Below are 26963 nucleotides of genomic sequence, written 5' to 3' on the forward strand. Positions count from 1 at the left end.
AACCGGCCGGAACCCCCGTTACTGGCGAGATCTGGATTTGGCGGCGTGGAAGGATGGCGAAGGGTTGGAGCTGCTCCAGCGCCAGCGGGAATATCCTTGGGGCCAGCGGGTATGCAAGCTCACCCCGAAACTCGGGCAGATCGACATGGGCACTTACCGGCAGCAACGCCCGGCGACAGCGAGCGCGATATAGAGGAGTGCCCCCTGTGTCAGTCCTTCCCGCCGAATGCGGCGCGAGACCTCCTGGTAACGAATGCCGTAATGGCCATCATCCTGTTTCTCCGACTACTTGGGGGCAAGAGCAGGGGGCGGGCCATTATGAATACTGGCCGGGATCACTGGTTCGTTCGGTTTAGAAACGAGTGGTCTTTGACACCAATGCACAGCCTGATTCGCCCTATTGGTATTTCACTGAGGTAAGTACATGAATAATGAGCGGGAAGAGTCCTTATTTCTCGGTACGGCTTTCAGGGCGGCAGCTATCGGACCTTTACCTGAAAGCCAGAAGAATCGGATCCGGCTCGGCGAAGAATTACAGCCCACCGGTGTCTATGCCCAGCTTATTCCTTATCACCGCACAATTCTGGATGTAGAAGCCCTTCAGGAAAACGAGCGAAATGATCCTGAGTTTAGAAATAGGGACTGGTGGTGGGATCATCAATGTATTCGGTTTTTGAATGGTAAAGTTGGCCTTAAAGTTTTGCTCTTGGCAATACCATTCATTTGGATGCTTACATTACTTTTTAGTGGGCTTGCGGGTATCGGATTTGGAGTACTTCAGTTATCTAACGTTTTTGGTGTTCCTGCTGTGTTGTGTGGGTTGCTTCTTATTGTTCTCGTGCCAGCATGGCTGTTTTTTGCGTTTTGGGTGATTCCCCCAACTACCAACTGGATCATGGGCACGGGGATGGGCTTTCTTCTCAAGCCGTTTGAAAAGAGTCTCGGTAACAAGCTGGATAAAACCTTGGAAGACGGCTGCAGCGAATTTAACCGGCTCATTGGTCAGGTTCGCCTTGCTCTGGGAAGGGGGCGCACTTTCGAGGCGCCTTTTGTGGAGTTTGATGCTTACGTCGAACGGGTGATTCAGCAGGGCGGTATTTTTTACCGGCTGATGCTGGTGCATCGCTATACCCAGAAAATCTTCAACAAGACTTCCTTCAGTTCAATCGAAGCTGAAAAATACGAAGTACAGGCCCTGTGGGACATGCTGCAATGCTATATGGACGTGACCCAGCCCTTGCCAGATACGCCCCGTTTGGAACCCTTCCGCCACCTGGACCCGGTTACCGCTGAGTACGACCAGACAACCGGCCGGAACCCCCGTTACTGGCGAGATCTGGATTTGGCGGCGTGGAAGGATGGCGAAGGGTTGGAGCTGCTCCAGCGCCAGCGGGAATACCCTTGGGGCCAGCGGGTATGCAAGCTCACCCCGAAACTCGGGCAGATCGACATGGACACATACCGGGAGCAACGCCCAGTAACGGCAAGTGTGATTTAGGGAAATCTCGTGAGAAGGCTGCTCTTCAAGCTCCGCGTCAGGGCAAAGGCCTCACCGATAAAGGAAGCGCTCAAAATTCTACGTCAGCCACCTGCGCAAAACACACCAACCGCTGCCCAACAATATCGCCACAAAGGCTGAGGGGGCGTTTGGCGAGGTCGTACAGCTCTACGGTGCCCGGAGGAATGTCGTCGATGTTTTCGGGCAGCAGCTGCACAGTCGAAGCGAAGCGGGCGAGGTGGTCTGGGTGGTAGTGGCACTGGCCATCCTCCGGGAACAGCGCTATGTAAGCAATGCCGGTCTCTACCAGGTCCTGGAAGAAGTGAGAGCCGTAAGACAGGTCTGGCACCATGGCGCCGGAGGCTTCGGCCACTTCCACCAGTGCGGTGATGCCTGCAATATCCGCAAATCGTACCGGAACTCCCAGTTCCGGGCTGCTGGTTCCCCATCGGCCTGGGCCGATCAGCATCACTTTCTGTCCAGCCGGTGTTTTGCGCACAAGCTCCCTGATGACACCTGCAACCCGGTAGCGGGCCTGCTGGCTCAGCTGGGCGTAGGTTGTTGCGTTCACCCGGATGACTCGTTTAATCGTCAGGTTAAGGTTGCCCCCCATGAAATGACCTTCACTGCGGAACAGCACTTGTCTGCTAGGGAGCGCGTCAGGGATAGCGGCAGGCGTGGAGTCCCCGACGGTGGCCAGCGGGCGGCATTGCACCAGGTTGAACGAGGGGCTGCCGCGCTCGCCAATATGGACAGTGAATTCCACATCGACCGTGTGCTGGTAGACGGTTTCGAGGGTGTTGAGCAGCCGCTGGACCCTGCCGGTAAAGTCGGTTCGCCGTGCTAGCGGCTGAAACGTTAGGCGCCATACCGGTGCAGGTAAGCCCAGCTCACGGGCCCGCTCGCTGGCATCACGGTCAGGCTCGGCAAGCTGCTCCAGGGGAAGGTCGCTCGTGACCTCGCACAGGCGGCTCAGGGGCAGGGTTTCCAGGCCGTTTCCGGCGGTATCGAGCACATCGACGAGATGCTGGGAGAAACGGTAGCGTTCGTCGTCGTTGCGAAAGGGGCGCCTTGAGGGATAGTCGAGGGCCATGACACAGGCATGGTCTCCTTCGATCCGGTCGACCGCACGGGTGCCCAGTCCCAGCACCATCCGCACCATGCCCGCCGCAGGGTCCATGTCCCCGTCCCAAGCAAAGGTATTGCGCGACACCCCCACACCGGCGGCGTCCGGCAGGTAATATTGGCCGTGAAATCGGCCGTTGACCCGCTGTACCAGCAAGGCCATGGGCTCTTCCCGTTCATCCAGTCCACGCTGGCGGCGGTAGACCAGGGCATCTTCACTCATGGTAGAGGCATAGACCTGGCGAATGGCATCCTCCAACGCGGCCAGTCGCTGCTCAGGGCTGCCCTGGTTGACCAGGAAGATGCTGTCGTACTTGCCAGCAAACGCGCTGCCGAAGCTGTCTTCCTGCAGGCTGCTTGAGCGAACCAGGATAGGGTACTGACCATAGTGGTCGAGCAGGCGCCCCAGCTCGGACCGGTACTCCTCTGGAAATTGCCCATTCAGGATGCCCTGCTGAAGTGTCGGGGCTTCACTCAGATAGCCGTCCGTCGAGCGCTGGCGCATGAGGGCGGGCCATAGGTTGTTGTGAACCAGGAACGCGTAATAGACATCGGTGCCGAGAAAGCTGGAATCATGGGGTTCCAGGTGCTGGGACCAAAGCTCCGGGTCGGTCTGCAGGAGAATGCTTCGGGCCAGCAGCATGCCAGTGGCCTTGCCGCCAATGTATCCGCTACCGACCATCCGGCTGCGGATCGCCAGCAGCTCATCCTGCTGCAGGTACTGAATCGCCAGCGCCAGTATCCCGGGGTCGCGGCTGATCAGGACTCGTAATACCCGTTCACGAACGTCGTGGCAGGCGGGGCTGTCCGCCGGGGTTTCTGCCAACTCCATAAACAGGCGGTCCCAGTAATCGAGCAGGGGCTGAGGCTGGGGTTCTTCTTGCTCGATGGCGGCCTGCAATCGGGTGGCATCGCTACTGTCGGTTACTGGGCGAAAAAGGCCGTTATCTTCCCGGTGGGGCAGAAACATGGTCGGTGATTGCCGGCGCCAGACCTTGATGGGCTGGATTTGGACATTGTCTCCGGCGCGGTGTACGTCCACCAGGACCTGGGTGGTTTCGCGGATGCGGTCCAGAGTGGTGTGTGAATGGCGTGAGGGGTGGAGGGCAAACCAGGCAACTGTATCCAGCTTGAACAGGAACGGGCAGACGACCCTGAAAAAGTGGCCCACCATGGCATCTGTGGCCCAGGCATCCAACAAGTCGCTGAGGCAATCGCAGATGTAGAAGGCGCCGTGGCCGTGCTCCTCAATCAGCCGCCAGACCTGGCCGGTAAAGGCCTCAAATCCATCGAGGGCATTCAAGTCCACGCGAAGGACGTTACTGTCACTGGTGACGAGAGGGGGGTGTTGACCAAAGCGGAGGTAGATGATGCGGCGACCAGCGTTGGCCGCCGCGGTGATGAAGGGCGTGACGAAGCGGCGATAATCATCGATGTCCCGCACCCGCCACACCACATTATCACCAATGCGCAGGCTATCCAGAACCTGGTCCAGCCCCTCATGGCCGGTGGATACCCGGTCGGCGGAGGGGTCGGTTCTGGCTGCGCCGGTCATCAGATCAGTCCCATGGCATCCATGGCACGGGCAACCTTGATGAATCCGGTGATGTTGGCGCCGAGCACGTAGTTGCCGGGAGCGCCAAACTCTTCAGCGGTTTCGAAACAATCCCTGTGAATGTTGATCATGATTTCTTCCAGTCGCTTCTGGGTGAAATCGAAACTCCAGGAATCGCGGCTGGCGTTTTGCTGCATTTCCAGTGCTGAGGTGGATACCCCACCGGCATTGGCCGCTTTGCCTGGGCCGTAGGCCAGTCCGGCACTCTGGAAGATCTGGATGCCTTCCGGTGTGGTCGGCATGTTGGCGCCTTCCGCCACAGCGATACAGCCATTCTTCACCAGAGTCGCTGCGTCGGTGCCATTGAGTTCGTTCTGGGTGGCACATGGCAGCGCAACGTCGCATGGCACGGACCAGATATTGCCGGCCTCGACGTACTTCGCGTCTTTGTGGAACTCGGTGTAAGCGCTGATCCGGCGGCGTTCCACTTCCTTGATCCGTTTGACGGTATCGAGGTCGATGCCGCTTTCATGGACGATGATGCCACTGGAGTCGGAGCACGCGATAACTTTTGCTCCCAGCTCATGGGCTTTCTCGATGGCGTAGATGGCCACGTTGCCAGAGCCTGAGACCACAACGGTTTTGCCTTCCAGGGAGTCGCCGCGGGCTTTGAGCATTTCCTGGGTAAAGAACACGGTGCCATACCCGGTTGCTTCGGTCCGTGCGCGGCTGCCGCCATAACTGAGCCCTTTTCCGGTCAAAACGCCAGACTCATAGCGGTTGGTGATGCGCTTGTACTGGCCGAACAGGTAGCCAATTTCGCGGCCGCCTACGCCGATATCGCCAGCGGGTACGTCAGTGTACTCACCGATGTGGCGATAGAGTTCCGTCATCAGGCTCTGGCAGAAACGCATGATTTCAGCATCGGACCTGCCTTTGGGGTCGAAATCGCTACCGCCCTTACCGCCACCGATCGGCAAGCCGGTCAGGGCATTCTTGAAGATCTGCTCGAAGCCCAGGAACTTGATGATTCCGAGGTAGACCGAGGGGTGAAAACGCATGCCGCCTTTGTAGGGGCCAAGGGCGCTGTTGAACTCAACCCGGAACGCACGGTTGATGTGAATCTCGCCATTGTCATCCTGCCAGGGTACACGGAAGATGATTTGTCGTTCCGGTTCACAAATGCGCTGGATGATCTTGCGTTCTGCGAATTCTGGGTGTTTAACCAGCACCGGCCCAAGCGTTTCCAGGACTTCGTGTACGGCCTGGTGGAACTCAACTTCGCCAGGGTTACGGCGTAATACATCCTGGAAAATTGGTTCCAGCTTTTCGTCAAGGCGTGCGGTCATAGAACTCCCTCAGGGTTGAGAAATGGAAATGGGTAAGGGTAAAAACGTAGTGCAAAACCATTCAATTGCACCATAAGAGTGCAGTGGTTTGCAAGTGGTACGTTAGTTCACTATTGGTCCTGAAGCCCCGGGGTAGGGAAGTTCTCGGCCAGGCAATGGTGGTGCTGATACACTGGGCTGAGCGTTTTCGATCTTTAACTGTTCATTTGAAGGGCCGGTCATTATGCAATATCTCCACACTATGGTTCGAGTACACGACCTCGAAAAGTCCCTGCATTTCTACTGTGATCTGCTGGGGCTGAAGGAAGTCAGCCGAAAAGATAGTGAAGCTGGTCGGTTCACACTGGTGTTCCTGGCAGCCCCGGGAGATGAGGTCGGGGTGGGAGAAAGCAGGGCGCCGATGGTCGAGCTGACCTATAACTGGGATACCGAGGAATACACCGGCGGCCGTAACTTCGGGCACTTGGCGTATCGTGTGGATGATATCTATGCCCTGTGCGAGCACCTGCAGGCCAACGGGGTCACCATTAATCGTCCTCCCCGGGATGGGCATATGGCGTTTGTCCGCTCGCCCGATGGCATATCCATAGAGCTGTTGCAGGCAGGAGAGGCCTTGCCGCCGAGCGAGCCATGGATCAGCATGGAAAACACCGGCACCTGGTGATGAACACCTGCTATCCGGGTTATGGGTGTGGGTTATATTTGCGATAAGATGAACCGGAATTGGCAATCGTTTGAGCCTGATTGGTCAGGATGACCAAGGGCACTACCGCATATTGACGCAAAAGGAATTTGCAATGGATGAATGGCAAGGATGCCTGAGCCCCTCCTGCCAGGTGGCATTGATCAACGCCCGGAAAAATGTTGAGCACCGCGGTGGCTATGCCATCACAGTGGAAGATTTCCTGCTGGCGTTGCTGGACACCGAATCCCGCCTTCTTAGCCACTTGAAAGCTCACGGTGTGGATCACGACGAGCTGACCCGAACGATTCAGTGTGAGCAGCCGATTGTCAGCACGTTGGCTGGAGAAGGGCTGCTCTCTTCGCAGTTGGTGTATTGGTTTGCGATGGCGCGTGAGCAGGTCGGGGAGGCCTGGCTTGACTGGCCGCTCTTGATGGATGTGCTGGTCCACAAGGCGGATCGTCTTCAGGGCAAGGCCTACGTGGCGGTGCTGGAGCAGGTCCCCCGTTGGCACCTGAATCAGGAGCCAGGGTTCGGGTCGTCACCTATAGGTTCCACTCCTTCTTCGGTTCCAGTGGTGGTTACTGATAGTGACTGGCTGATGCTGGCGGAGGATGTTGCCGTGTCCATGATGGCGTCGCCAAGCGCTGTTTTCTGGCTGAGTGGGAGCCGTGGGGCGGGAAAAACGACTTGGCTGCAATCGCTGATACCACTGCTTCAGTATGGCTGTATCACTGTTGACCTGCGCCGGGAATCGGAGGTGATGGCGTCCGATGCGACCGTCATGCCTGTTGACCAGGCTGAGCCGCCGGCACTGATATTGGACAATGTCAGTCCACGGGAGTTGCTTGGGTTTCTGGCCGACGAATGTCACATGGCACGCCATATTGTCTTGGGGTTTCCCGGCCCGTTACTGATGATAAGCGCGGGGGATGAGCAAGAGCTGGGTTATGCAGCGGAGCTGGAGCGTCAGTTAGGCAGACCGCTGGAGTGCTTTGTCCTGCCTGCTGCCAATGAAAGCCAGCTGCTGGCAGTCGCTACGGCCCATCAGCCAAGGATTGAGAAGCGCTGGAAAGTGGAGTTAACCCTGGCATCCATCAAGTATCTGGCCAGTTCAATGGTGGCTCTTGTCAGCACGCCGGGCCAGCTGTTGGCAGTGTTGGAGCGTGCCGCAGCCCGGGTGGCCCTGTTTGCCCAACGGGGGCCGCTGGATAGCCTGCGACTTGCCGGGGAGTTGGATTCATTGAAGCGGCAGCAATTGGTCGCCCTGGCCCGGCAGCATGAGGGGGTGGACCTGGAACGGCCGATGAAGCGGTTGTCGCTGGAGTTGGCAGCGTCGGAGATTGGCTGGCATGAGCGTAAGGCGGCAGGTCATCTTCGGCGGGTTCTGGTGGATGATGTTGTTAAAGAGTTGAGAGTGGAGCGTAGTTGGGGGCGAGCGTGACCGAGCCTCCTAAGGCTTTTCTTGCAACGGGGATGCCTCCGGGTCACTATTGGCCAACCTAATAGCTGTAGGAGAAACAGGGGTGCAAGACCTCGAACTGTACATCCGGGATTTGGAGCCTGGCCAACTGGTCCAATGGCTCAGTCAACACCTGGATGGCCTGGATCTTGATGATTCCGGTGCAGGCGTGGCGGCCTTTAAGGGCACAGGGTACTTCAAGCATGCCAAGGTCAGGGTAAGTGTCTACCCTCAGGCCAATGGCAAGCGTTATACCTGTGTTGTGCTGGAGGGCGAAGAGTTGCCCTGGAGCCAGGATCTGGAGTGCGCGCGTAGCGCCTGGCGGACATTGGACAATGAGGTTCGCTGTAGCCCCGGTGGCTGGAAGGAAGGCGACTCGCTTGAAGAAGACAAGTGGTGGCGGATTGATCAGCGTGGTGAGATGCTGGTGGTCTGGAGCTGACGGCGGGAACAAAAAAAGGGGAGTGGCACAGGCCGCTCCCCTTTTTATCAGGCGCTGGGCCTGATTATTCGCTCAGAATGGATACGTTGTCTGCCTGAAGGCCTTTGTCCGCATCAACAACACTGAAACGAACCAGTTGGCCCTGGCGAAGAACCCGGCGGCCACGACCACGGATGGCTCGGAAGTGGACAAACACTTCGTCGCCATTGCTGCGAACGATAAAGCCGAAACCTTTCTTGACGTTGAACCACTTTACAGTGCCTTCTTCATCGCCTTCAGGGCCCTCGGCTTCGTAGTCGTCCTCATCGTCGTAGCTTTCCGCAAGGCGGCGGCTGCCGGTTGAGGTTTGCTTACGCTGGGCAAGGGTAAGAGTCAGGAAGCCAACGAGCCCAAACAGAACGAAGCTGATGACGTACGCCGCGATTCCCTGGGCGCTGCCCAGAACGAACGGGGCGTTGCTCGCCAATTCACTTGAACCGGATTGGGAGAGAATCTGGAAAACTTCCGGGGTAAAGGTCAGTAGTGCAAATGCGAGAATAAAGGGCGCAGGAATGGCGATCAGAATGGCAAGAACGATCGCTTTGGCTGGATTACGCATTGACGCAAGAATCTCCGTTAATCAGATACTAACTAAAAACGCCGGTAATCACGTAACATTGAACACCGACAACTGAAGACAGCCAGCGACCACCGAATCGGGAGGCTGCTGGCTGGAAAAGCGGCATCATACCAGATATCCGTTAGTGCTCCCAAAGTACCTTCCGTAATAACGTAAATTCCTGAATCGGATCACAGCCATGAACACAGAACAGCTAGAAACACGTCTGGCAGAACTTGAGACACGTCTTGCTTTTCAGGACGACCTGATCAATACACTGAACGAACAGGTGGCGCGGCAGGAACTGGATATACGGGAGCTCTGGGACGCCAAGCGTCACCTGCACAGTGAGCTTAAGGCGTTGTCACCGTCCAACATAAAGCCGGAGCATGAGGAAACGCCGCCGCCCCATTACTGAGCGGCAGCGGGGCAATCGAGGTTCAGGCAAGTAGTTCTGTCAGAATTTGCTCGTAGATCTCGGAAATGGTGTCGAGATCGTCGGTGCTGACACATTCGTTGACCTTGTGGATGGTCGCGTTCAACGGGCCCAGCTCAACAACCTGGGCGCCTGTAGGGGCGATGAAGCGGCCATCAGACGTACCCCCGGAGGTGGAAAGCTCAGTTTCCTTGCCGGTGACACGGCGAATGGCATTCTGGGTTGCCGTGACCAGGGCGCCCCGGTCGGTCAGAAAAGGACGGCCACTCAGGTTCCATTCCAGATCGTAGTTCAGGTTATGTTTGTCCAGAATCTCGGACACGCGCTCTGCCAGTGATTCGGCCGTGTTCTCAGTGCAGTAGCGGAAGTTGAAATGCACCAGCAGCTCCCCAGGAATGATGTTGCTGCCGGTGCCGGATTCGATTCGGGTGATCTGGAAGGTGGTGGGCGGGAAGAATTCATTGCCACTGTCCCAGTGCTCCCGGGCCAGGTCATCCAGTGCCGGTGCTGTGGTGTGTACCGGGTTCTCCGCCAGGTGCGGGTAGGCAACATGGCCCTGGACACCGTGTACCGTGAGATAACCGTGCAGTGAGCCCCGACGGCCGTTCTTGATGATGTCGCCGGCCCATTCAGTGCTGGATGGCTCGCCGATCAGACACCAGTCGATTTTCTCGTTACGGGCCTCCAGGGTTTCCACCACTTTGACCGTGCCATGCTTGGCCGGGCCTTCCTCGTCGCTGGTGATCAGCAATGCGATGGATCCGCGGTGATCCGGATACTTGGCGACAAACCGTTCACAGGCGGTCACAAAGGCGGCCAGGCTGCCCTTCATATCAGCAGCGCCACGCCCATGCAGGAAGCCGTCTTTGATGACGGCGTCAAACGGAGCGATGTCCCAGTTTTTCTCTGGCCCTGTGGGCACCACATCGGTGTGACCGGCAAAGGCCAGCACGGGGCCGTCGTTACCTTTTCTTGCCCACAGGTTGTCGGTATCGCCAAAGTGCATGATTTCACCGGCAAAACCCAAGGGTGCCAGCCGAGACATCATCAGCTCCTGGCAGCCGGCATCGTCGGGCGTTACGGAGGGGCGGCGGATCAGTTCCTGCGCGAGCTCAATCGTGGGCGAGTGTGTCATGTATCGGTCTGGCCTGTTGGTTGGAATAAACGGGGCGCTGGGGGCGCCCCGTGGGTACGGCGTGGATCAGTTGTTGGCGTGCAGTTCTTCGTTCAGCTCGATGGCGGACTTGTTAGTCTTGCACTCAACGGCGCCAGTCTGGCTGTTACGGCGGAACAGCAGGTCCGGCTTGCCAGCCAGGTCTCTAGCCTTGACGGTTTCAACCAGCGTGTTGCTGTCGTCCAGCAGGGCAACCTTGGAGCCGGACGTAATGTACAGGCCGGCTTCTACTGTGCAGCGATCGCCCAGTGGGATGCCGATCCCGGCATTGGCGCCAATCAGGCAGTTTTCACCAACGGAAATGATGATGTTGCCGCCGCCGGAAAGGGTGCCCATGGTGGAGCAGCCGCCGCCCAGGTCAGAACCTTTGCCAATGACAACGCCGGCAGAAATACGACCTTCCACCATGCTGGTGCCTTCCGTGCCTGCGTTGAAGTTGATGAAACCTTCGTGCATGACGGTGGTGCCTTCGCCGACATAGGCGCCAAGGCGGACGCGGGCGGTGTCAGCGATGCGGACACCGGCTGGGACAACGTAGTCGGTCATCTGCGGGAACTTGTCGACGGATTTCACTTCCAGAGTGCGGCCTTCGAGGCGAGCTTGCAGCTGACGCTCAGGCAGCTCGTTCAGGTCGATGGCGCCTTCATTGGTCCAGGCCAGGTTGGGCAGCAGGCCAAAAATACCGTCCAGTTTCAAGCCGTGGGGCTTGGCGAGGCGGTGCGAAATCAGGTGCAGCTTGAGGTACACCTCGGGCGTAGAGGTTGACGCCTCATCGCTCTCCAGAACAGTGACGACAACCGGGCGCTTGCTGACCGCAGCCTTGCTGGCCAGTTGTGCCTGTGCTGACTCGCCAGCCTGCTCCAGAGCAGCGGCAAAGGCATTGAGTTCGTCGGCGCTGACGGCCAGGGCCTGGTTGCCGCCCTGGTAGTTCAATGCGGCCTTGGCGGCATTGATGAGCGCGTCTGCAGGGCTGATGACTGGGCTTTGGTAAAAAACCTCCAGCCATTCGTTCTGGATATTCTGGGTGCCAATACCAATGCCAAAAGCAAAGCTCATTGGAAGGATGCTCCTTGATTTATAAGGTTGTCAGCGATGGGGCAAACCCGGGGGATTGCCCGCTTGATGTATTGAAATCCTGGCCGCGATCGAGGCGGTTTTCAGGCCGGAAATGACGGGTTAGCCGGCGCTGTATATCTCGGCCCACTGATCGGCGTTGAAGCCAACCTGCACGTTGCCGTTGTGCTCCACCACTGGTCGCTTGATGATGGATGGATTTTCCAGCATGACGTTGTGGGCGGACTGGGCGTCAATGGTATCACGAACCTCATCCGGCAGCTTGCGCCAGGTGGTTCCGCGTTTGTTCAGCAGCGTTTCCCAGCCAACAGCCTGCTCCCAGGTGTTGAGCAGTTCATCGCCCAGGCCATCTTTCTTGAAGTCATGGAATTCGTAGTTGATACCGGCGTCGTCGAGCCATTTGCGGGCCTTCTTGACGGTATCGCAGTTCTTGATGCCGTAGAGTTTCATGGTTTGCGGATTGTCTGTCTGGTCAATGAGTGGTGACGGGCTGTGGCCGTCACCGGTTCTTGAGATAGTTGACGATGCGTTGGGCGGCTTCAACGCACTCTTCCAGTGGCGCAACCAGCGCCATGCGGACCCGGTTTTCGCCAGGGTTGTAGCCATCGACAGTGCGAGACAGGTAGCGACCCGGCAGGACGTTTACGTTCTGCCGCTCGGATAGCTCCAGGGCGAAGGTCTCATCGCTGAAAGGCGTTTGCGGCCAGAGGTAGAAGCCGGCGTCCGGATAATCAACCTCCATGACTTCCCGGAGGATGGGGACCACCGCTTCAAATTTTGCCCGATAGGCGGCACGGTTTTCGCGAACATGGTCTTCGTCGCGCCAGGCGGCAATGCTGGCCAGCTGGTGCTGGATTGGCATGGCACTGCCGTGGTAAGTCCGGTAACGGAGGTAATCACGAAGAATGTCAGCGTCACCTGCTACAAAGCCGGAGCGAAGTCCTGGCAGGTTGCTCCGTTTGGACAGGCTGTGGAAGACCACGCAGCGGGCATAGTCGTTGCGCCCGATAGCGGCGCAGGTTTGAAGCAGTCCTTCCGGCGGGTTGCTTTCATCCGGATACAGCTCGGAATAGCATTCGTCCGAGGCAACGATGAAGTCGTGGCGGTCCGCCAGTTCAATCACCCGGGTCAGGGTTTCGCGAGACACCACGGCACCGCTCGGGTTGCCGGGAGAGCACAGGAACAAGATCTGGCAGTCGTCCCAGACCGATTCCGGAACCTGGTCGAAATCCGGGATAAAGCCGTTGCTGTCATCACAGGGCAGGTAGTGTGGCGTTGCTCCCGCGAGAATCGCCGCGCCTTCGTAGATCTGGTAGAACGGATTGGGGCTGACAACCTTCGCCGAAGGGGTTCTCTCAACGACGGATTGCACCAGTGAGAAAATGCCTTCCCTGGTGCCGTTAACCGGGACAATGTGTTCGGCCGGAGTCAGCGTGCCCGGCTGCAGGTCAAAACGCCGGGTGGCCCAATCGGCAATGGCTTCCCTGAGTTCATCCAGCCCTTTGGTGGTGGGGTAGTTGGCCAGCTTGTCCAGATTCCCGGCGATCACCTGTTTGACGAATTCGGGCGCGGGGTGTTTCGGCTCGCCAATGCCCAGTGAGATGGCTGACAGGTTTGCAGGCACTTCCGCGCCACTTTTGAGTTTTGCCAGCTTTTCAAACGGGTAGGGGTGAAGCAGAGAAAGGTTGGGGTTCATTGGCTATCGTCCAGCATGTTGCAGAGCTCGTTCTGAAGGCTCTGGCACAAATCCGGGTCGCAGAGCGGTTGCCCGGTTTCATCGGTGACAAAAAACACGTCTTCAACGCGTTCGCCCAGGGTTGCGATCTTGGCGTTGCTCAGGCGTACCCTGTGCTCAAGGAAGACCTGGCCGATACGGGCCAGCAGTCCAGGGCGGTCAGGTGTGACCACTTCAATCACGGTACGCTGATTGACGGTATCGTTTGAGAAGGTCACTTCCGTCGGGAAGGCGAAATGCTTCAGCTTCCGCGGTGTCCGGCGGTGGATGATTTCCGGGTAGTCTTCCGGGTCATCCAGTTCTTCGATAAGGCGTTTGCGGACCCGCTCTTTGCGGGCCGGGTCGATGCCCAGCGGCTGGCCCTTTTCATCCAGCACCACATAGGAGCTGATGGAGTAGGGGCCGTCGCCGCAACTGATGCGGGCGTCTGCGATGTTCAGGTTCAGCTGTTCCAGCACCGCAGTGGTCGCGGCAAACAGTGCCATCCGGTCCTTCATGTAGATGGTGATCTGTGAGTAGCCTTCGGTTGGCCCCCCACGGGTGTCGCGAATCAAGACGAGTGGGTCTGGATTGTTGCCGTGCTTGATAATCTCGGCGGTTTGCCAGGCAATGTCCACGGTCGAATCCTGCAGGAAATAGTCGCCTTGCAGGTTATTCCAGACGTCGTCAATCTGGTCGTCGGAGTAATTCTGGGCGTGCAGCATCTCGCGGGCTTCGGTACGGGTGGCCCGAATCCATTCCTGTCGGTTGACCGGATTTTCGCTGCCACGCCCGAGAGCCCGTTTGGCTTCGATGTACAGCTGGCGAAGCAGTGAGGCGCGCCAGGTATTCCACAGATTCGGGTTGGTCGCGCTGATGTCGCACACTGTCATGACGTAGAGGTAGTCCAGGTGAACGTCACTCGGCAAGGCCCGGGCAAAGCCGTTGATAATGTCCGGGTCGGAAATGTCCTTGCGCTGCGCGGTCATCGACATCAGCAGGTGATTCTCCACCAGCCAGGAAATCAGTTGGGTATCCCGGTCGCTGAGATGGTGACGGCGGCAGAAGGCCTCGGCGTCAATCGCGCCAAGTTCCGAATGGTCGCCGCCACGGCCCTTGGCAACATCATGGTAAAGCCCCGCAATGTAGAGGTTTTCGACCTTGGGTAGACGGTGGATCAGGCGTGAGGCAAACGGAAATTCTGAGCGTGCTTTCGGGCCGTAGAGACGGACCATGTTGCGGATCACCCGCAAGGTGTGGGCATCCACGGTATAGATGTGAAAGAGATCGTGCTGCATCTGGCCGATGATCTGACCAAACTCCGGTAGGTAGCGCCCCAGCACGTTGTACTTCTTCATGAAGGCGAGGGTGTGATGCAATTTGTGAGGTGTTCGCAGCAGCTCCATGAACAGGCTGGTCACCGCCAGGTCTGAGCGAAAGGCGTCATCAATCAGGTGGCGATGGGCTCTCAGTGAGCGGATCGTGGTAGCACGGATGCCCTGAATGTCGGGGTTCTGCGCCATCAGCACGAATATTTCCATAATGGCGTAGGGGGCGTAGGCGAAGACCTGATTGTTAACGGCTTCGATGTAGTGGTTGCGTATCTGGAATCGTTTGTTGAGGGGCTGTATGGATTCTTTGCCGCCGCTATCCAGAATGGCTTCATCGTAGTACTGGAGAATGACGTCGCTCAGCTCGGCGAGCGCCAGTACGGTACGGTAGTAAGCCTGCATCATCAGTTCAACACCCAGACGCTTGCCCTCGTCATGGTAGCCGAGCATGTGTGCCAGGGAGCGCTGATGGTCAAACAGCAGGCGGTTTTCATTGCGGTCTGCAATGAGTTGAAGCCCGTAACGCAGGCGCCACAGCAGGGTTTCCCCATCCATCAGTATCCGGTATTCCTCCTCCGTCAGGATGCTGAAGCGGGGGAGGTCGGCAATGCTCTGGATGCCAAAGTGGCGCTTGGTGATCCAACCAATGGTCTGGATGTCCCGCAGCGCACCGGGGGAGCCTTTGACGTTGGGTTCGAGGTTGTATTCTGTGTCGCCGTATTTCTGATGGCGTGCCCGTTGTTCGTCCCGTTTGGCGATGAAATAGTCCCGGTCGGTGCTGACGTGATCCGAGTACACCGCGCTACTCAGTTCCGCTCTCAGTGCATCGGGTCCCGCAATGGTACGGGTTTCCAGCAAGTTGGTGAGAATGGTGACATCTTCTTGAGCCGCCAGCTTGCTCTCTTCAATGCTTCGCACGCTGTGGCCGATATCGAGCCTCAGGTCCCAGAGCAGGGTGATAAAGGCACTCAGGTCTTCCTGCCAGGACTCCTCGACACCGTGCCGGGACAGGATCAGCAGATCGATATCGGAGTGTGGGTGCAGCTCTCCGCGGCCATAGCCGCCAACCGCTACCAGGGCAATGTTGTCAGAGCGGGATAGTGGGTAGCGGGACCAGATGAGCTGAAGCACCTCGTCAATGGTGTTGGCCCGGGCATGGACCAGCTCCCTGACGCCGGCTCCCTGCCGGAACGCTTCGGCATCCGCATTGTAGCGAAGTTGGAGCAATTCACGGGCGGCTAGCACCGGTGAGGGTTCTTCGGTAATTCGGCGTTTCAGCTCAGTGGTATCCACCTAGATCGACTCGTCTGACCGCTTGGTGAGAATTTCGCAGCCATCCGCGGTCACCAGCAGGGTGTGTTCCCACTGGGCAGACAGTTTGTGGTCCTTGGTGACCACGGTCCAGCCGTCCGGTAGCAGTTTAGTGTGGTACTTGCCCTGGTTGATCATCGGTTCGATAGTGAACGTCATGCCTTCCTTGAGCTCCAGTCCGGTACCGGGTTTGCCGTAATGCATGACCTGGGGTTCTTCATGGAAGACTTTGCCAATGCCATGGCCACAGTAATCCCGAACCACTGAGTAACGATGCTTTTCGGCGTGCTGCTGGATGACATGGCCGATGTCGCCAAGCCGGGCGCCCGGACGAACCAGGGCGATACCTTTATAGAGACACTCCTGGGTGATCTGGATCAGCCGCTCGGTACCGGGCTTGGGCTTGCCTACGATGAACATCTTGCTGGTGTCACCGTGGTACTCATCTTTGATGACCGTGACATCAATGTTGATGATGTCGCCATCCTTGAGAACCTTTTTGTCGGACGGTATGCCGTGGCAAATGACGTGGTTGACCGATGTGCATACCGATTTCGGGAAGCCTTTATAGTTCAGGGGTGCCGGGATTGCTTGCTGAACGTTAACAATATGATCGTGGCAGATGCGGTCAAGCTCTTCGGTGGAAACGCCGGGCTTGACGTGCTCACCGATCATCTCAAGGACTTCTGCCGCGAGGCGGCCAGCGACCCTCATCTTTTCGATTTCTTCCGGAGTCTTGATCGATACCTGCATTTGGGATCCCGTTGGTGTCAATTAAACAGGCATTTTAAGGGGCTGGATGGGTTGGTACAAGGGAAGGTCTGACAGGTGGAGCTATTTGTTGGTCGTGGGTTTTGGTGAAAAACAAATGGCTATTTTGGCTGTATTTATGGTATAAACGCGCCCGCCGAAAACGAAATCGGCAAATTCGCACATGCGTCGACAGGTTGTCCCAGGGTGCCAGGCCTCTTAGATTGAGGGTGTGGTTGGGGCAATTGGACGCGTGGAGGACTAACCCGAAGCTACAAGGTAAATATCATGGCTCAGGTAAATATGCGTGACCTGCTGAAAGCAGGTGCTCACTTTGGTCACCAGACCCGTTACTGGAACCCGAAAATGGGTAAATACATTTTCGGTGCCCGCAACAAGATTCATATCATCAACCTGGAGCAGACTGTTCCTGCCATGAACGACGCGCTGAAATTTGTTCAGCAGTTGTCCGAGGGCAAGAACAAGGTTCTGTTCGTAGGTACCAAGCGCGCTGCCGCCAAGATCATCAAAGAAGAAGCAGAGCGTTCTGGTCAGCCGTACGTTAACCACCGCTGGTTGGGTGGTATGCTGACCAACTACAAGACCATCCGTCAGTCCATCCGTCGTTTCCGCGATCTGGAAGGTCAGAGCAAAGACGGTACTTTCGACAAGCTGACCAAGAAAGAAGCTCTCGAGCGTACCCGTGAAATGGACAAGCTGGAGCGCAGCATCGGCGGTATCAAGGACATGGGCGGCCTGCCGGACGCACTGTTCGTGATCGACGTTGACCACGAGCGCATCGCGATTAAAGAAGCCAACAAGCTGGGTATTCCTGTAATCGGTGTTGTTGATACCAACTCTGATCCTGACGGCGTTGACTTTGTTATTCCAGGCAACGACGACGCAATCCGCGCCATCCAGATTTATGTGAAGGCCGTTGCTGACACTTGCCTCGAAGGCGTTCAGGCCACTGGTGGTGCTGACGAATTCGTTGAAGTCAGCGAAGAAGCTCAAGGCGAAGCGCCTGCCGCTGAATAAGTAGTCAGCGTCATTTGCTGATCATGTTTCAGCGTTTGAATGTGGGGGCTGAGGGGCTTAACTCTGAGTCCCCCTTTCTTTAAACGCTTGGTGTGAAAAAAGATCAGCCAGTCAGTAGTGCCTTGGTTCTACTGACAAAAAAACTACATGTGTGCCGGCCCTTGTGGGGCGGAACCCAAGAATTCAGATACTGAGAGGATTGAACATGGCTGCAATTACCGCTGCAATGGTCAAAGAGCTGCGTGAGCGTACCGGTCTTGGCATGATGGAGTGCAAAAAAGCACTGGTCGAAGCTGGTGGCGACGTAGATGCCGCAATCGAAGAGCTGCGTAAGTCTTCCGGCCTCAAGGCTGCCAAGAAGGCTGGTCGTACCGCTGCTGAAGGTGTTTCCCTGGTCAAAGTGTCTGACGACAACACCGTGGGTTACATCCTGGAAGTGAACTCTGAAACTGACTTCGTTGCTCGTGATGACAACTTCATGGCGTTTGCGAATGACGTTCTGGACGTTGCTTTCGCCAACGGTGAAACCGACGTGGCCAAGCTGATGGAAGGCGATCTGGAAGCCAAGCGTGAAGCGCTGGTTCAGAAGATCGGTGAAAACATCACTGTTCGTCGTGTTGTGAAGGTTGAAGGCCCGGTTGTGGGTGGCTATGTTCACAGCAACAACAAGATCGCTTCCATCGTTGCGATCTCCGCTGGCACCCCTGAAGTCGCCCGCGATATTGCCATGCACGCTGCCGCTGTTAACCCGCGTGTAGGCAAGCCGGAAGAAATGCCTGCTGAAGAAGTGGAAAAAGAGAAAGAAATCATCAAGGCCCAGCCGGATATGGAAGGCAAGCCTGCTGAAATCGTCGAGAAGATGATGGGCGGCCGTATCCAGAAGTTCCTGAAAGAGAACAGCCTGGTTGAGCAGCCGTTCGTTAAAAACCCTGAGCAGACTGTTGGTCAGCTGATCAAGGGTGCTGGCGGTGAGCTGGTTGGCTTTGTTCGTCTGGAAGTGGGCGAAGGCATCGAAAAAGAGGAAGTGGATTTTGCTGCTGAGGTTGCTGCTGCAGCCGGTACTGGCAAAGCCTGATTCCGATTCAGCCCCCTGCGCCCTCTGGGTGTTGGGAGGCTACCTGTCTGCCACGTTGGTCGGGGAAACCCGGCCCTCGTGGCGGGCTTGTATCTGAGATACCCCTTTTCGAAGAGGTATGTCAGATGCAAGCCCGAGAGAGACCGGGCTATTATGAGTCCGTCCTCTTTGGGGCTCCGTCTTTCCAGCGACCGATATAGGGGATCATCATGCCAGCGTCATCGAAAAATCAGCCGAGATACAAGCGCGTCCTGCTCAAACTCAGTGGTGAAGCACTGATGGGGGAGCTCGATTTTGGTATTGATCCGAAGGTTCTCGACCGGATGGCACTGGAGATTGGTGCGCTCATCGGGATTGGCGTTCAGGTTGGCTTGGTGATCGGTGGTGGTAACCTGTTCCGGGGTGCGGCCCTGAGTGCCGCGGGTATGGACCGGGTGACCGGGGATCATATGGGGATGCTGGCGACGGTGATGAATGGCCTGGCCATGCGTGATGCTCTTGAACGATCCAATATCCGTACCCGGGTCATGTCGGCGATTCCCATGAGCGGTATTGTGGAGCACTACGACCGTCGTCGTGCGGTACGGGATCTGAAGGACGGCGACGTCGTGATCTTCTGCGCTGGCACCGGCAACCCTTTCTTTACGACCGACTCTTCTGCCTGCCTGCGTGGCATCGAAATTGAAGCCGATGCGGTTCTCAAGGCCACCAAGGTTGACGGTGTCTACTCTGCTGACCCGATGCTGGATCCGACAGCCGAGAAGTACGATCATCTCACCTATGATGAAGTTCTGGATAAAAAACTTGGGGTAATGGATCTAACCGCCATCTGCCTGGCTCGTGACCACGGCATGCCCCTGCGAATTTTCGATATGAATCAACCGGGCGTACTGACGCGCATTGTCACCGGTGAGCCGGAAGGCACCCTGGTCCATTGATTGGTTGTTGGTTCAGCAACGTTAACGAATTGAGGATGCTGCAGTGATTAACGAAATCAAATCCGATGCCGAACAACGCATGAAAAAGAGCCTGGAAGCTCTGGCGAATGCGTTCAACAAGATCCGCACCGGCCGCGCTCATCCGGCTATCCTGGACAGCGTTATGGTTAACTACTATGGCCAGGAAACCCCGCTGAAGCAGGTTGCCGCGGTTAACGTCGAAGACAGCCGTACCCTGGCTGTGGTGCCCTGGGAAAAGAACCTGGTTCCGACCATTGAGAAAGCCATCATGATGTCTGATCTTGGCCTGAACCCTTCTACCAGTGGCGATGTCATCCGCGTTCCCATGCCGATGCTGACCGAAGATACCCGTCGGGAAATGGTTAAGCAGGCCAAGGCAGACGCAGAACATGGTCGCGTTTCCATTCGTAATGCTCGTCGAGATGCCAACAATGACATCAAAGAGCTGCTGAAAGAGAAGGAAATCAGCGAAGACGACCAGCGTCGTGGCGAAGATGAGATCCAGAAACTGACGGATCGCTACGTTGCTGAAGTCGAAAAGATGCTGAAAACCAAGGAAGAGGACCTGATGGAGGTCTAAGCCTCCGTCGTTTTGCATTAATCTGAGTGCCGGCAGATCAGGAGTGTTCCTGCTGGCCAGGGGAAAGCATGTCGGAAAGTGTATCCGCCGGGATTCCAGTCTCGGCCAGTCGTCGCCCCCGTCACGTAGCCATCATCATGGATGGCAACAACCGTTGGGCCAAAGTGCGCAGGCTCAAAGGGGTGGCTGGCCACAAGGCCGGTGTCAAAGCGGTTAAGGCTGTCGTAGAAACCTGTGCCAGGGAAGGTGTGGAAGTTCTGACCTTGTTCGCTTTTTCCAGCGAGAACTGGCGGCGGCCCGAAGACGAAGTCTCCGCCCTGATGCGGTTGTTCTTGTTTGCGCTGGAGCGCGAAGTGAAGAAGCTCCACCGAAACAACATTTGCCTGCGTATTATTGGCGATCGCTCGGCCTTCAGCCCGGCGCTTCAGGAACATATGGCGCGGGCAGAGGAACTGACCCGGAACAACACCCGGATGACCTTGGTCATTGCTGCCAATTATGGCGGGCACTGGGACATCACCCAGGCTACCCAAAAGGTGGCGGAACAGGTGCGCCAGGGGCTACTTGAGCCATCCGACATTTCTGATGACCTGATCCAGCAGCACCTGTCGATCGGGGATCTGCCAATGCCTGATCTGATGATCCGCACTGCGGGTGAACAGCGCATCAGCAACTTCCTGCTTTGGCATCTGGCCTACACAGAGTTTTACTTCTCGGATGTTTTCTGGCCCGATTTCCTATCCGAAGAAATGCATAAGGCGCTTGAAGCTTATGCTCAGCGCCAGCGTCGATTCGGTCAGACCGACGACCAGTTGGCTGCGGCCACGTCTGAAAACAACCAAGAATAAGCGAATATCATCGTGCTAAAAACCCGCATCATTACCGCCTTGATCCTTGCCCCCATCGCCATTGGTGGCATTTTTTTTCTCCCGCCGCTGGGCTTCGCACTGTTCACCGGGGCCATTATCACCCTCGGTGCCTGGGAGTGGGCGAACATGGCCGGTATGCCCCGACCACTGGCCCGCATCGGCTATGCCGGTTTGGTGGCGGCGGCACTGTTCCTGCTGTATGACCCTCACTCGCTGATTCTCTGGCTGGCCCTGATCTGGTGGGGCGTGTGTTTGCTGCTGGTGCGCAGCTATCCCGCAGGCTCCCCGTTGTGGTCGCCGGTACCGATTCGGGCGCTGATGGGGCTCTTTGTGCTGGTTCCTGCCTGGGTGGGGCTCAATCAGTTGCGTACGGGTGCCTTCCAGTTTGGCAGCGTGGACAGCAACCTGTTGCTCATTCTTTATGTGTTTTTCATCGTCTGGGTTGCCGATATCGGGGCTTATTTTGCCGGCCGGGCCTTTGGCAAAGCCAAACTGGCTCCGCGAGTCAGTCCCGGAAAGTCCTGGGCTGGCGTTTGGGGTGGTCTCGCGGCCGTCAGTGTTCTGGCGATTGTCGCGGCGTGTCTTGCCAATGCCAGTGTGCAGCAGGGTGCCTTACTCGTCTTTGCCAGCTTGATCACCGGCATGGTGTCGGTGTTGGGAGACTTGCTTGAGAGCATGCTCAAGCGTTTCCGGGGGATCAAAGACAGCAGTCAGCTTTTGCCGGGACATGGTGGCATCATGGATCGGATTGACAGTTTGACCGCTGCAATCCCCGTCTTTGCGCTGATCATTGTCCAGTTGGACTGGTTGGCCGCAGGCGGTTGGTGATGCGTAAGGTAACGGTTCTTGGTGCAACCGGCTCTATCGGTCAGAGTACCCTGGATGTTATTCGGCGCCACCCCGGTCGCTTCTCGGTTTACGCTCTGACGGCCAGTTCCCGGGTCGAGGAAATGGCTGCGTTGTGTCGGGAGTTCCAGCCCCGTTTTGCCGTTATGGCGAATGAGCAAGCGGCTCATGCGTTGTCAGCGGTGTTGGGTGACCGCGGTGCCACAGAGGTGTTGGCTGGCGAAAGCGGCTTGTGCGAAGTGGCCGGTGCCGATGACGTTGATACCGTCATGGCGGCGATTGTTGGCGCTGCGGGTCTGCCTCCGACCCTTGCGGCAGTGCGGGCCGGTAAGCGGGTGTTGCTGGCTAACAAAGAAGCTCTGGTAATGTCCGGTCAGCTGTTTATGGATGCGGTGGCCGCTTCTGGTAGTGAGTTGCTCCCCATCGACAGCGAACATAATGCGATTTTTCAATGTCTGCCTCCTGCCCAGGTTCGTGATTTGCCCGGGGCAGGGGTGCGGAGAATTCTCCTGACGGCATCAGGCGGCCCCTTCCGTACCCACAGCCAGGAAGAACTTGCCACGGTGACGCCGGCACAGGCCTGTGCCCACCCCAACTGGTCCATGGGGCAAAAGATTTCCGTAGACTCCGCGACGCTGATGAACAAAGGCCTGGAGTTGATCGAGGCCTGCTGGTTGTTCAACACCCGGCCCGAGCAGGTGGAAGTTCATATCCACCCTGAGAGCATTATTCACTCCATGGTCGATTACGTCGATGGCTCGGTTCTGGCGCAGTTGGGCAGCCCGGATATGCGTACCCCGATTGCCAATGGCCTTGCCTGGCCAGACCGAATTGATGCTGGCGTTCCCTCGCTGGACCTGTTCGCGTTGGGGCGTTTCCATTTCGAACGACCGGATCTCGCCCGTTTTCCATGTCTGAGGTTGGCATCCGAGGCCTTCAGCGCCGGTGGCACAGCGCCAGCGGTACTCAATGCGGCAAATGAAGTTGCGGTGGATGCGTTTCTTAAGAGAAAGATTCGGTTCATTGATATACCGTCGGTTATCGAAGACACGCTCAGCCGGGTTGCGGGTGGTCCTGCTGACAGTTTTGATACCATCTTTGAAAAGGACCGCGAAGCCCGGGCTGTGGCCGCAGAATACCTGGTACGCTGCTAACCCGATAAGGCGGAATTCGGGCGGGAAAGGCAGCAAAAAGGCAGAATTATTCAGCCGGAAGAACAATAACAGGGAACGCCTTTTGGGCAGTGCGGTCTTACGGTTTGAGTTTACCTGGCCCAGACTGCTCTGATACAAGGTTGCTATGCCCTGAAAGCAAGGTCGCGTCATAGTGACTGTGTGGGTCGCAGTTAGGGCCATTATCCTTGGGAGTTTTATGGAAGTTATTCAGACCGTCCTCGCGCTGATCCTGACACTGGGGATCCTGGTCACCATTCACGAGTACGGGCATTTCTGGGTTGCCCGCCGGTGTGGCGTTAAAGTGCTTCGGTTCTCTGTGGGTTTTGGTAACCCAATCTACTCATGGTACGACCGGCACGGCACCGAATTCGCGATCGCGGTGATTCCCCTGGGTGGCTACGTCAAGATGCTCGATGAGCGGGAAGGACCTGTTCCCGAAGATGAGCGAGAGCAAGCGTTTACCTCCAAGCCTCCGGGTCAGCGGATAGCCATCGCCGCAGCCGGGCCCATTGCCAATTTCCTGTTTGCCATTGTCGCCTACTGGCTGTTGTCTGTGGTGGGGTTTGCCACTGTGGCGCCAGTGGTAGGGGAAGTTTCGCCACAATCGGTGGCCGCACGTATGGGGCTTGCCGGTGGAATGGAAGTGCTGGCCGTGGATGGTGAGTCGGTCACCTCCTGGCGGGAAGTGAATATGCGGCTACTCGAACGTACCGGTGAGCATGGCGATATTACCCTGACAGTAACCGGTGCTGGTGATGGGGAGCGAGTGCTGACGGGCGACCTGGGTGGCTGGCGTTTAAGCGAAGAGGACCCTTACCCGATCCAGGAGTTTGGTATCACCCCATGGCGCCCCGATGTGCCGGCGATTATTGGTGAGGTGACGCCTGATGGACGGGCCGCCGATGCGGGCTTGTTGGCGGGAGACCGGGTGATCGCGATTGACGGTGCGCCGGTGAGCGATTGGTTTGATCTGGTCGATCATATCCGCCGGGCCCCTGAGCAAACGCTCCGGCTGACTATAGAGCGGTCGGCCGCTGCCGTGGAGATCGAGCTGACTCCAGCCGAGAAAGTATCTGAAGGTGGTCAGGTGACCGGGTTTATCGGCGCCGGGGTCAGTCCGGTTCGCTGGCCGGACGAATTATTGCGCGAAGTCAGTTACAATCCCCTGGCCGCGATTCCCCACGCTATTGGTGCGACCTGGTCTGATACCCGTCTGACCCTGGTAGCGGTGAAGAAGATGCTGACCGGGCTGCTGTCACCAAGTAACCTTAGTGGCCCGATTACGATTGCCCGGATCGCTGAGGAAAGTGTCAGCTCCGGTTTTGAGGATTTTATCCGCTTCCTGGCTTACCTGAGCGTGAGTCTGGGGGTCTTGAATCTGTTACCAGTACCGGTGCTGGACGGTGGCCATATTGTTTTTTATACCATCGAGGCAATCCGGCGGAAGCCGGTTTCCGAGCAGGCTCAGGCACTGGGATTACGAATTGGTATGGTAATGATTCTTTCATTGATGGTGTTTGCACTTTACAACGACCTGATGCGGTTGTGAGAATTGCCACCTTCTTACCCGCACTAACAGGCGAAATAATTGGATGAGACGTTCTCTTTTCGGCGCGGTATTCGGCCTCTTAGTTACAACCGTTGGTGGCCAGCCTGCGCAGGCTGATGAATTCATCGTATCTGACATTGAGGTCGAGGGACTGCAACGGGTCTCTGCCGGTAGTGTCTTTTCCGCGTTTCCCATCGTCATTGGTGACGAGCTGGATCCCCAGGCATTGGCAAGTGCCATAAAGACGCTGTTTGGAACTGGCCTGTTTACCGACATCCAGGCCAGTCGGGACGGTGATGTCCTGATCCTTACGGTTCAGGAGCGCCCCAGCATCAGCTCCATTGAAATCGAAGGCAACAAGAACATTGAAACCGATATGCTGAAGGATGCCCTGTCCAGTGCGGGAATGGATGAAGGGCAGGTGTTCCGTCGGGCAACCCTTGATCGCCTGGAACTCGAGATTCTTCGTTCCTATGTGGCTCAAGGCCGCTACAGCGCGCGAGTTAAGGCTACTGCTGAGGAGCTGCCCAGAAACCGGGTGGCTATCAAACTGGACATCAATGAAGGCGACGTCGCTGCGATTCAGCACATCAACATAGTCGGAAATGAGGCGTTTTCCGATGAAGAGCTGCTGGACTTGATGGAACTGCAGACCTCCGGGTTCTGGGCCTCCATCACCAGTGCTGACAAGTATGCCCGTGAGCGGCTGAGCGGGGACCTGGAATCGCTGCGCTCCTATTATTTGGATCGGGGCTACATCGACTTTACCGTTGAATCCAGCCAGGTCTCGATCTCTCCGGACAAGAAAGATGTCTTCATTGCCATCGCTGTCGACGAAGGCCCTCAGTACACCGTCCGTGACATCCAGCTACGTGGTGATTTGATTCTGCCGGAAGAAACCCTGCGTAACCTGATTTTTTCCCAAGAAGGTGATGTTTACTCCCGCGCCAGCATGACATCCACCTCAGAATTGCTGTCCCGACGGCTCGGTACGGAAGGCTATGCGTTTGCTGACGTCAGTGCGGTTCCGGAAACCCATGACGACAACACCGCTACGGTAACCTTCTACGTAACTCCAGGGAAACGTGCCTACGTCCGGCGGATCAACTTCTCCGGGAACGTTTCCACCCGCGATGATGTGCTTCGTCAGGAAATGAACCAGATGGAGGGCGGGGTTGCCTCAACGGACCGTATCGAGTTCTCCAAGACTCGCCTTGAGCGCCTGGGCTTCTTCAAGTCTGTCGACGTCGAGACCGTCCCGGTACCTGGCACCGACGACATGGTCGATGTGAACTACACGGTTGAGGAACAGCCCACGGGAAGCCTGTCGGCGTCTGTCGGCTATTCCCAGACCTCCGGTGCCATTCTCGGTGCCAACATCTCTGAGAATAACTTCTTCGGCAGCGGAAAACGGGTATCCATTGGCGTTAACGTCAGTGACTCGGTCAAGAGCGCCAACTTTACCTACCTGAACCCTTACTTCACGGTAGACGGGGTCAGCCGGGGGTTCAGCCTGTTTGCCCGGGAGACCGACTATGAGTCGGAAGACATTTCGTCCTATCTGCTGGACGAAATGGGTGGGCGCCTGACGTTTGGTTACCCAATCGACAACATCACCCGTTTGAACTTCGGTCTTGGTTATACCCACTCCAAGGTCCAGACCGGTTCCTTCACAGCGGTGGAGGTCGAGGAGTTCATTGCCGAGGAGGGAGATAACTTTGGGAACTACTTCCTGTTTGGCTCCTGGAACCGAAGCACTCTGAACCGTGGTGTGTTGCCGAGTGACGGTTTCAGTCACTCCCTGTCGTTGGACGTGGCGGTACCGGGCAGTGACCTGACCTTCTACAAGCTGCGCCATAAAACCGACTGGTTCCAGCCGCTGAATAACGCTCAAAGCTGGGTTCTGCGCTTCCGCACTGAAGTGGGCTACGGTGATGGCTATGGCGACATTACGAGCATGCCGTTCTATGAACATTTCTATGCAGGTGGCTACGGTTCTGTTCGTGGTTACGAGGCCAATTCCCTTGGGCCGAGAGCGACCAATAGCCCCAATGATAGCTCAGACCCAGACCCGTTCGGTGGCAACCTGCTTGCTGAAGGTAGTCTGGAGCTGATTTTCCCGACGCCCTTTGCCAACGACAGCCGTTCGATGAGAACCGCATTCTTTGTGGATGGCGGTCAGGTCTTCGATTCCGATCGGGGCTATGAGCCTGAGGTTGGTGATATCCGCTACTCAGCCGGTATCAGCTTCCAGTGGATTACTGCTGTAGGGCCGCTGGCATTCAGTCTGGCCAAACCGCTGAATGACAAGCCCAATGATGACACCCAGGTGTTCCAGTTCTCGCTGGGGCAAAGTTTCTGATAACACAGG

At 57.0% G+C, this 26963-nt stretch carries 23 protein-coding genes and 1 pseudogene; 15 read left to right on the forward strand and 9 right to left on the reverse strand.

Annotation, left to right across the window (positions count from 1 at the left end):
- Together BMZ67_RS18675 and BMZ67_RS07160 are read left to right on the forward strand one after the other, a co-directional pair.
- Positions 1-193, forward strand: a pseudogene (locus BMZ67_RS18675) (hypothetical protein); the annotation flags it as partial.
- 231 nt (positions 194-424) lie between these two features.
- Positions 425-1498 carry a hypothetical protein gene (locus BMZ67_RS07160; RefSeq protein ID WP_092021263.1) on the forward strand — a complete coding sequence of 358 codons (1074 nt, stop codon included), beginning with the start codon at positions 425-427 and terminating at the stop codon, positions 1496-1498.
- A 70-nt stretch (positions 1499-1568) separates the two neighbouring features.
- On the opposite strand, the gene BMZ67_RS07165 is transcribed toward BMZ67_RS07160, so the two are convergent.
- Both BMZ67_RS07165 and gdhA read right to left on the reverse strand, forming a co-directional pair.
- Positions 1569-4178, reverse strand: a complete 2610-nt coding sequence (locus BMZ67_RS07165; protein WP_092021264.1) for a PEP/pyruvate-binding domain-containing protein — start codon at positions 4176-4178, stop codon at positions 1569-1571.
- Positions 4178-5527 carry an NADP-specific glutamate dehydrogenase gene (gene gdhA / locus BMZ67_RS07170; protein WP_092021265.1) on the reverse strand — a complete coding sequence of 450 codons (1350 nt, stop codon included), beginning with the start codon at positions 5525-5527 and terminating at the stop codon, positions 4178-4180. Before gdhA ends, BMZ67_RS07165 begins: the two co-directional genes overlap by 1 nt.
- A 223-nt stretch (positions 5528-5750) precedes the next feature.
- Here gdhA and gloA point away from each other — a divergent pair, with 223 nt between their 5' ends.
- The 3 genes from gloA to BMZ67_RS07185 all read left to right on the forward strand — a co-directional run bounded on the left by gloA (position 5751) and on the right by BMZ67_RS07185 (position 8113).
- Complete coding sequence (gene gloA, locus BMZ67_RS07175) at positions 5751-6191, forward strand: lactoylglutathione lyase (RefSeq protein ID WP_092021266.1); 441 nt, start codon at positions 5751-5753, stop codon at positions 6189-6191.
- A gap of 133 nt (positions 6192-6324) precedes the next feature.
- On the forward strand, positions 6325-7653 hold the full coding sequence (locus BMZ67_RS07180; RefSeq protein WP_092021267.1) for a hypothetical protein: 1329 nt from the start codon (positions 6325-6327) through the stop codon (positions 7651-7653).
- Positions 7654-7735: 82 nt separating this feature from the next.
- Positions 7736-8113 (forward strand): hypothetical protein, encoded by a 378-nt coding sequence (locus BMZ67_RS07185; RefSeq protein ID WP_092021268.1) that lies wholly within the window; start codon positions 7736-7738, stop codon positions 8111-8113.
- Between the two features lie 64 nt (positions 8114-8177).
- On the opposite strand, the gene BMZ67_RS18760 is transcribed toward BMZ67_RS07185, so the two are convergent.
- Positions 8178-8711, reverse strand: a complete 534-nt coding sequence (locus BMZ67_RS18760) for a cold-shock protein (RefSeq protein ID WP_092021269.1) — start codon at positions 8709-8711, stop codon at positions 8178-8180.
- 199 nt (positions 8712-8910) lie between these two features.
- Here BMZ67_RS18760 and BMZ67_RS07195 point away from each other — a divergent pair, with 199 nt between their 5' ends.
- Positions 8911-9129, forward strand: a complete 219-nt coding sequence (locus BMZ67_RS07195; protein ID WP_092021270.1) for a SlyX family protein — start codon at positions 8911-8913, stop codon at positions 9127-9129.
- Positions 9130-9151: 22 nt separating this feature from the next.
- On the opposite strand, the gene dapE is transcribed toward BMZ67_RS07195, so the two are convergent.
- The 6 genes from dapE to map all read right to left on the reverse strand — a co-directional run bounded on the left by dapE (position 9152) and on the right by map (position 16504).
- A complete protein-coding gene (dapE, locus tag BMZ67_RS07200; protein WP_092021271.1) occupies positions 9152-10282 on the reverse strand; it encodes a succinyl-diaminopimelate desuccinylase in 1131 nt (376 codons plus the stop codon).
- Between the two features lie 66 nt (positions 10283-10348).
- Entirely contained in the window at positions 10349-11377 is a 1029-nt protein-coding gene (dapD, locus tag BMZ67_RS07205; protein ID WP_092021272.1) for a 2,3,4,5-tetrahydropyridine-2,6-dicarboxylate N-succinyltransferase, read from the reverse strand.
- 120 nt (positions 11378-11497) lie between these two features.
- Complete coding sequence (locus BMZ67_RS07210; RefSeq protein ID WP_092021273.1) at positions 11498-11845, reverse strand: ArsC family reductase; 348 nt, start codon at positions 11843-11845, stop codon at positions 11498-11500.
- Positions 11846-11894: 49 nt separating this feature from the next.
- Positions 11895-13091 (reverse strand): succinyldiaminopimelate transaminase, encoded by a 1197-nt coding sequence (dapC, locus tag BMZ67_RS07215; protein WP_092021274.1) that lies wholly within the window; start codon positions 13089-13091, stop codon positions 11895-11897.
- Positions 13088-15733: a [protein-PII] uridylyltransferase gene (locus BMZ67_RS07220; RefSeq protein ID WP_092021275.1), complete on the reverse strand. Its 2646-nt coding sequence runs from the start codon at positions 15731-15733 to the stop codon at positions 13088-13090. Before BMZ67_RS07220 ends, dapC begins: the two co-directional genes overlap by 4 nt.
- Positions 15734-16504, reverse strand: coding sequence for a type I methionyl aminopeptidase (gene map / locus BMZ67_RS07225; RefSeq protein ID WP_092021276.1), 771 nt, complete (start codon positions 16502-16504; stop codon positions 15734-15736).
- A 285-nt stretch (positions 16505-16789) separates the two neighbouring features.
- On the opposite strand from map, the gene rpsB reads away from it, so the two are divergent.
- The 9 genes from rpsB (at position 16790) to bamA (ending at position 26954) form a co-directional block, all read left to right on the forward strand.
- Positions 16790-17539 carry a 30S ribosomal protein S2 gene (gene rpsB / locus BMZ67_RS07230; RefSeq protein ID WP_092021277.1) on the forward strand — a complete coding sequence of 250 codons (750 nt, stop codon included), beginning with the start codon at positions 16790-16792 and terminating at the stop codon, positions 17537-17539.
- A gap of 205 nt (positions 17540-17744) precedes the next feature.
- On the forward strand, positions 17745-18614 hold the full coding sequence (tsf, locus tag BMZ67_RS07235) for a translation elongation factor Ts (RefSeq protein WP_092021278.1): 870 nt from the start codon (positions 17745-17747) through the stop codon (positions 18612-18614).
- 209 nt (positions 18615-18823) lie between these two features.
- Positions 18824-19552 carry a UMP kinase gene (pyrH, locus tag BMZ67_RS07240; RefSeq protein ID WP_092021279.1) on the forward strand — a complete coding sequence of 243 codons (729 nt, stop codon included), beginning with the start codon at positions 18824-18826 and terminating at the stop codon, positions 19550-19552.
- Positions 19553-19595: 43 nt separating this feature from the next.
- Entirely contained in the window at positions 19596-20153 is a 558-nt protein-coding gene (frr, locus tag BMZ67_RS07245; protein WP_092021280.1) for a ribosome recycling factor, read from the forward strand.
- A 68-nt stretch (positions 20154-20221) separates the two neighbouring features.
- Positions 20222-21001, forward strand: coding sequence for a polyprenyl diphosphate synthase (gene uppS, locus BMZ67_RS07250; protein WP_092021281.1), 780 nt, complete (start codon positions 20222-20224; stop codon positions 20999-21001).
- A gap of 12 nt (positions 21002-21013) precedes the next feature.
- Complete coding sequence (locus BMZ67_RS07255; RefSeq protein WP_092021282.1) at positions 21014-21850, forward strand: phosphatidate cytidylyltransferase; 837 nt, start codon at positions 21014-21016, stop codon at positions 21848-21850.
- Positions 21850-23022 (forward strand): 1-deoxy-D-xylulose-5-phosphate reductoisomerase, encoded by a 1173-nt coding sequence (gene ispC, locus BMZ67_RS07260; RefSeq protein WP_175481863.1) that lies wholly within the window; start codon positions 21850-21852, stop codon positions 23020-23022. The genes BMZ67_RS07255 and ispC overlap by 1 nt, the downstream gene beginning before the upstream one ends.
- Positions 23023-23239: 217 nt before the next feature.
- Positions 23240-24592 carry an RIP metalloprotease RseP gene (gene rseP / locus BMZ67_RS07265; RefSeq protein ID WP_092021284.1) on the forward strand — a complete coding sequence of 451 codons (1353 nt, stop codon included), beginning with the start codon at positions 23240-23242 and terminating at the stop codon, positions 24590-24592.
- A gap of 43 nt (positions 24593-24635) precedes the next feature.
- Positions 24636-26954, forward strand: a complete 2319-nt coding sequence (bamA, locus tag BMZ67_RS07270; protein ID WP_092021285.1) for an outer membrane protein assembly factor BamA — start codon at positions 24636-24638, stop codon at positions 26952-26954.
- Positions 26955-26963 lie beyond the last annotated feature (9 nt).

The organism is Marinobacter zhejiangensis, from assembly GCF_900114775.1.
In the GTDB taxonomy this organism is placed as follows: Bacteria; Pseudomonadota; Gammaproteobacteria; order Pseudomonadales; family Oleiphilaceae; genus Marinobacter; species Marinobacter zhejiangensis.

Bases quoted from the DNA above. Each gene is read 5' to 3' on its own strand.
- rseP (WP_092021284.1), top strand. From the start codon at position 23,240: ATGGAAGTTATTCAGACCGTCCTCGCGCTGATCCTGACACTGGGGATC.
- BMZ67_RS07195 (WP_092021270.1), top strand. From the start codon at position 8,911: ATGAACACAGAACAGCTAGAAACACGTCTGGCAGAACTTGAGACACGT.
- rpsB (WP_092021277.1), top strand. From the start codon at position 16,790: ATGGCTCAGGTAAATATGCGTGACCTGCTGAAAGCAGGTGCTCACTTT.
- dapE (WP_092021271.1), bottom strand. From the start codon at position 10,282: ATGACACACTCGCCCACGATTGAGCTCGCGCAGGAACTGATCCGCCGC.
- BMZ67_RS07180 (WP_092021267.1), top strand. From the start codon at position 6,325: ATGGATGAATGGCAAGGATGCCTGAGCCCCTCCTGCCAGGTGGCATTG.
- BMZ67_RS07160 (WP_092021263.1), top strand. From the start codon at position 425: ATGAATAATGAGCGGGAAGAGTCCTTATTTCTCGGTACGGCTTTCAGG.
- tsf (WP_092021278.1), top strand. From the start codon at position 17,745: ATGGCTGCAATTACCGCTGCAATGGTCAAAGAGCTGCGTGAGCGTACC.
- BMZ67_RS07165 (WP_092021264.1), bottom strand. From the start codon at position 4,178: ATGACCGGCGCAGCCAGAACCGACCCCTCCGCCGACCGGGTATCCACC.
- gdhA (WP_092021265.1), bottom strand. From the start codon at position 5,527: ATGACCGCACGCCTTGACGAAAAGCTGGAACCAATTTTCCAGGATGTA.
- ispC (WP_175481863.1), top strand. From the start codon at position 21,850: ATGCGTAAGGTAACGGTTCTTGGTGCAACCGGCTCTATCGGTCAGAGT.
- BMZ67_RS18760 (WP_092021269.1), bottom strand. From the start codon at position 8,711: ATGCGTAATCCAGCCAAAGCGATCGTTCTTGCCATTCTGATCGCCATT.
- gloA (WP_092021266.1), top strand. From the start codon at position 5,751: ATGCAATATCTCCACACTATGGTTCGAGTACACGACCTCGAAAAGTCC.
- dapC (WP_092021274.1), bottom strand. From the start codon at position 13,091: ATGAACCCCAACCTTTCTCTGCTTCACCCCTACCCGTTTGAAAAGCTG.
- bamA (WP_092021285.1), top strand. From the start codon at position 24,636: ATGAGACGTTCTCTTTTCGGCGCGGTATTCGGCCTCTTAGTTACAACC.
- dapD (WP_092021272.1), bottom strand. From the start codon at position 11,377: ATGAGCTTTGCTTTTGGCATTGGTATTGGCACCCAGAATATCCAGAAC.
- pyrH (WP_092021279.1), top strand. From the start codon at position 18,824: ATGCCAGCGTCATCGAAAAATCAGCCGAGATACAAGCGCGTCCTGCTC.
- map (WP_092021276.1), bottom strand. From the start codon at position 16,504: ATGCAGGTATCGATCAAGACTCCGGAAGAAATCGAAAAGATGAGGGTC.
- uppS (WP_092021281.1), top strand. From the start codon at position 20,222: ATGTCGGAAAGTGTATCCGCCGGGATTCCAGTCTCGGCCAGTCGTCGC.
- BMZ67_RS07210 (WP_092021273.1), bottom strand. From the start codon at position 11,845: ATGAAACTCTACGGCATCAAGAACTGCGATACCGTCAAGAAGGCCCGC.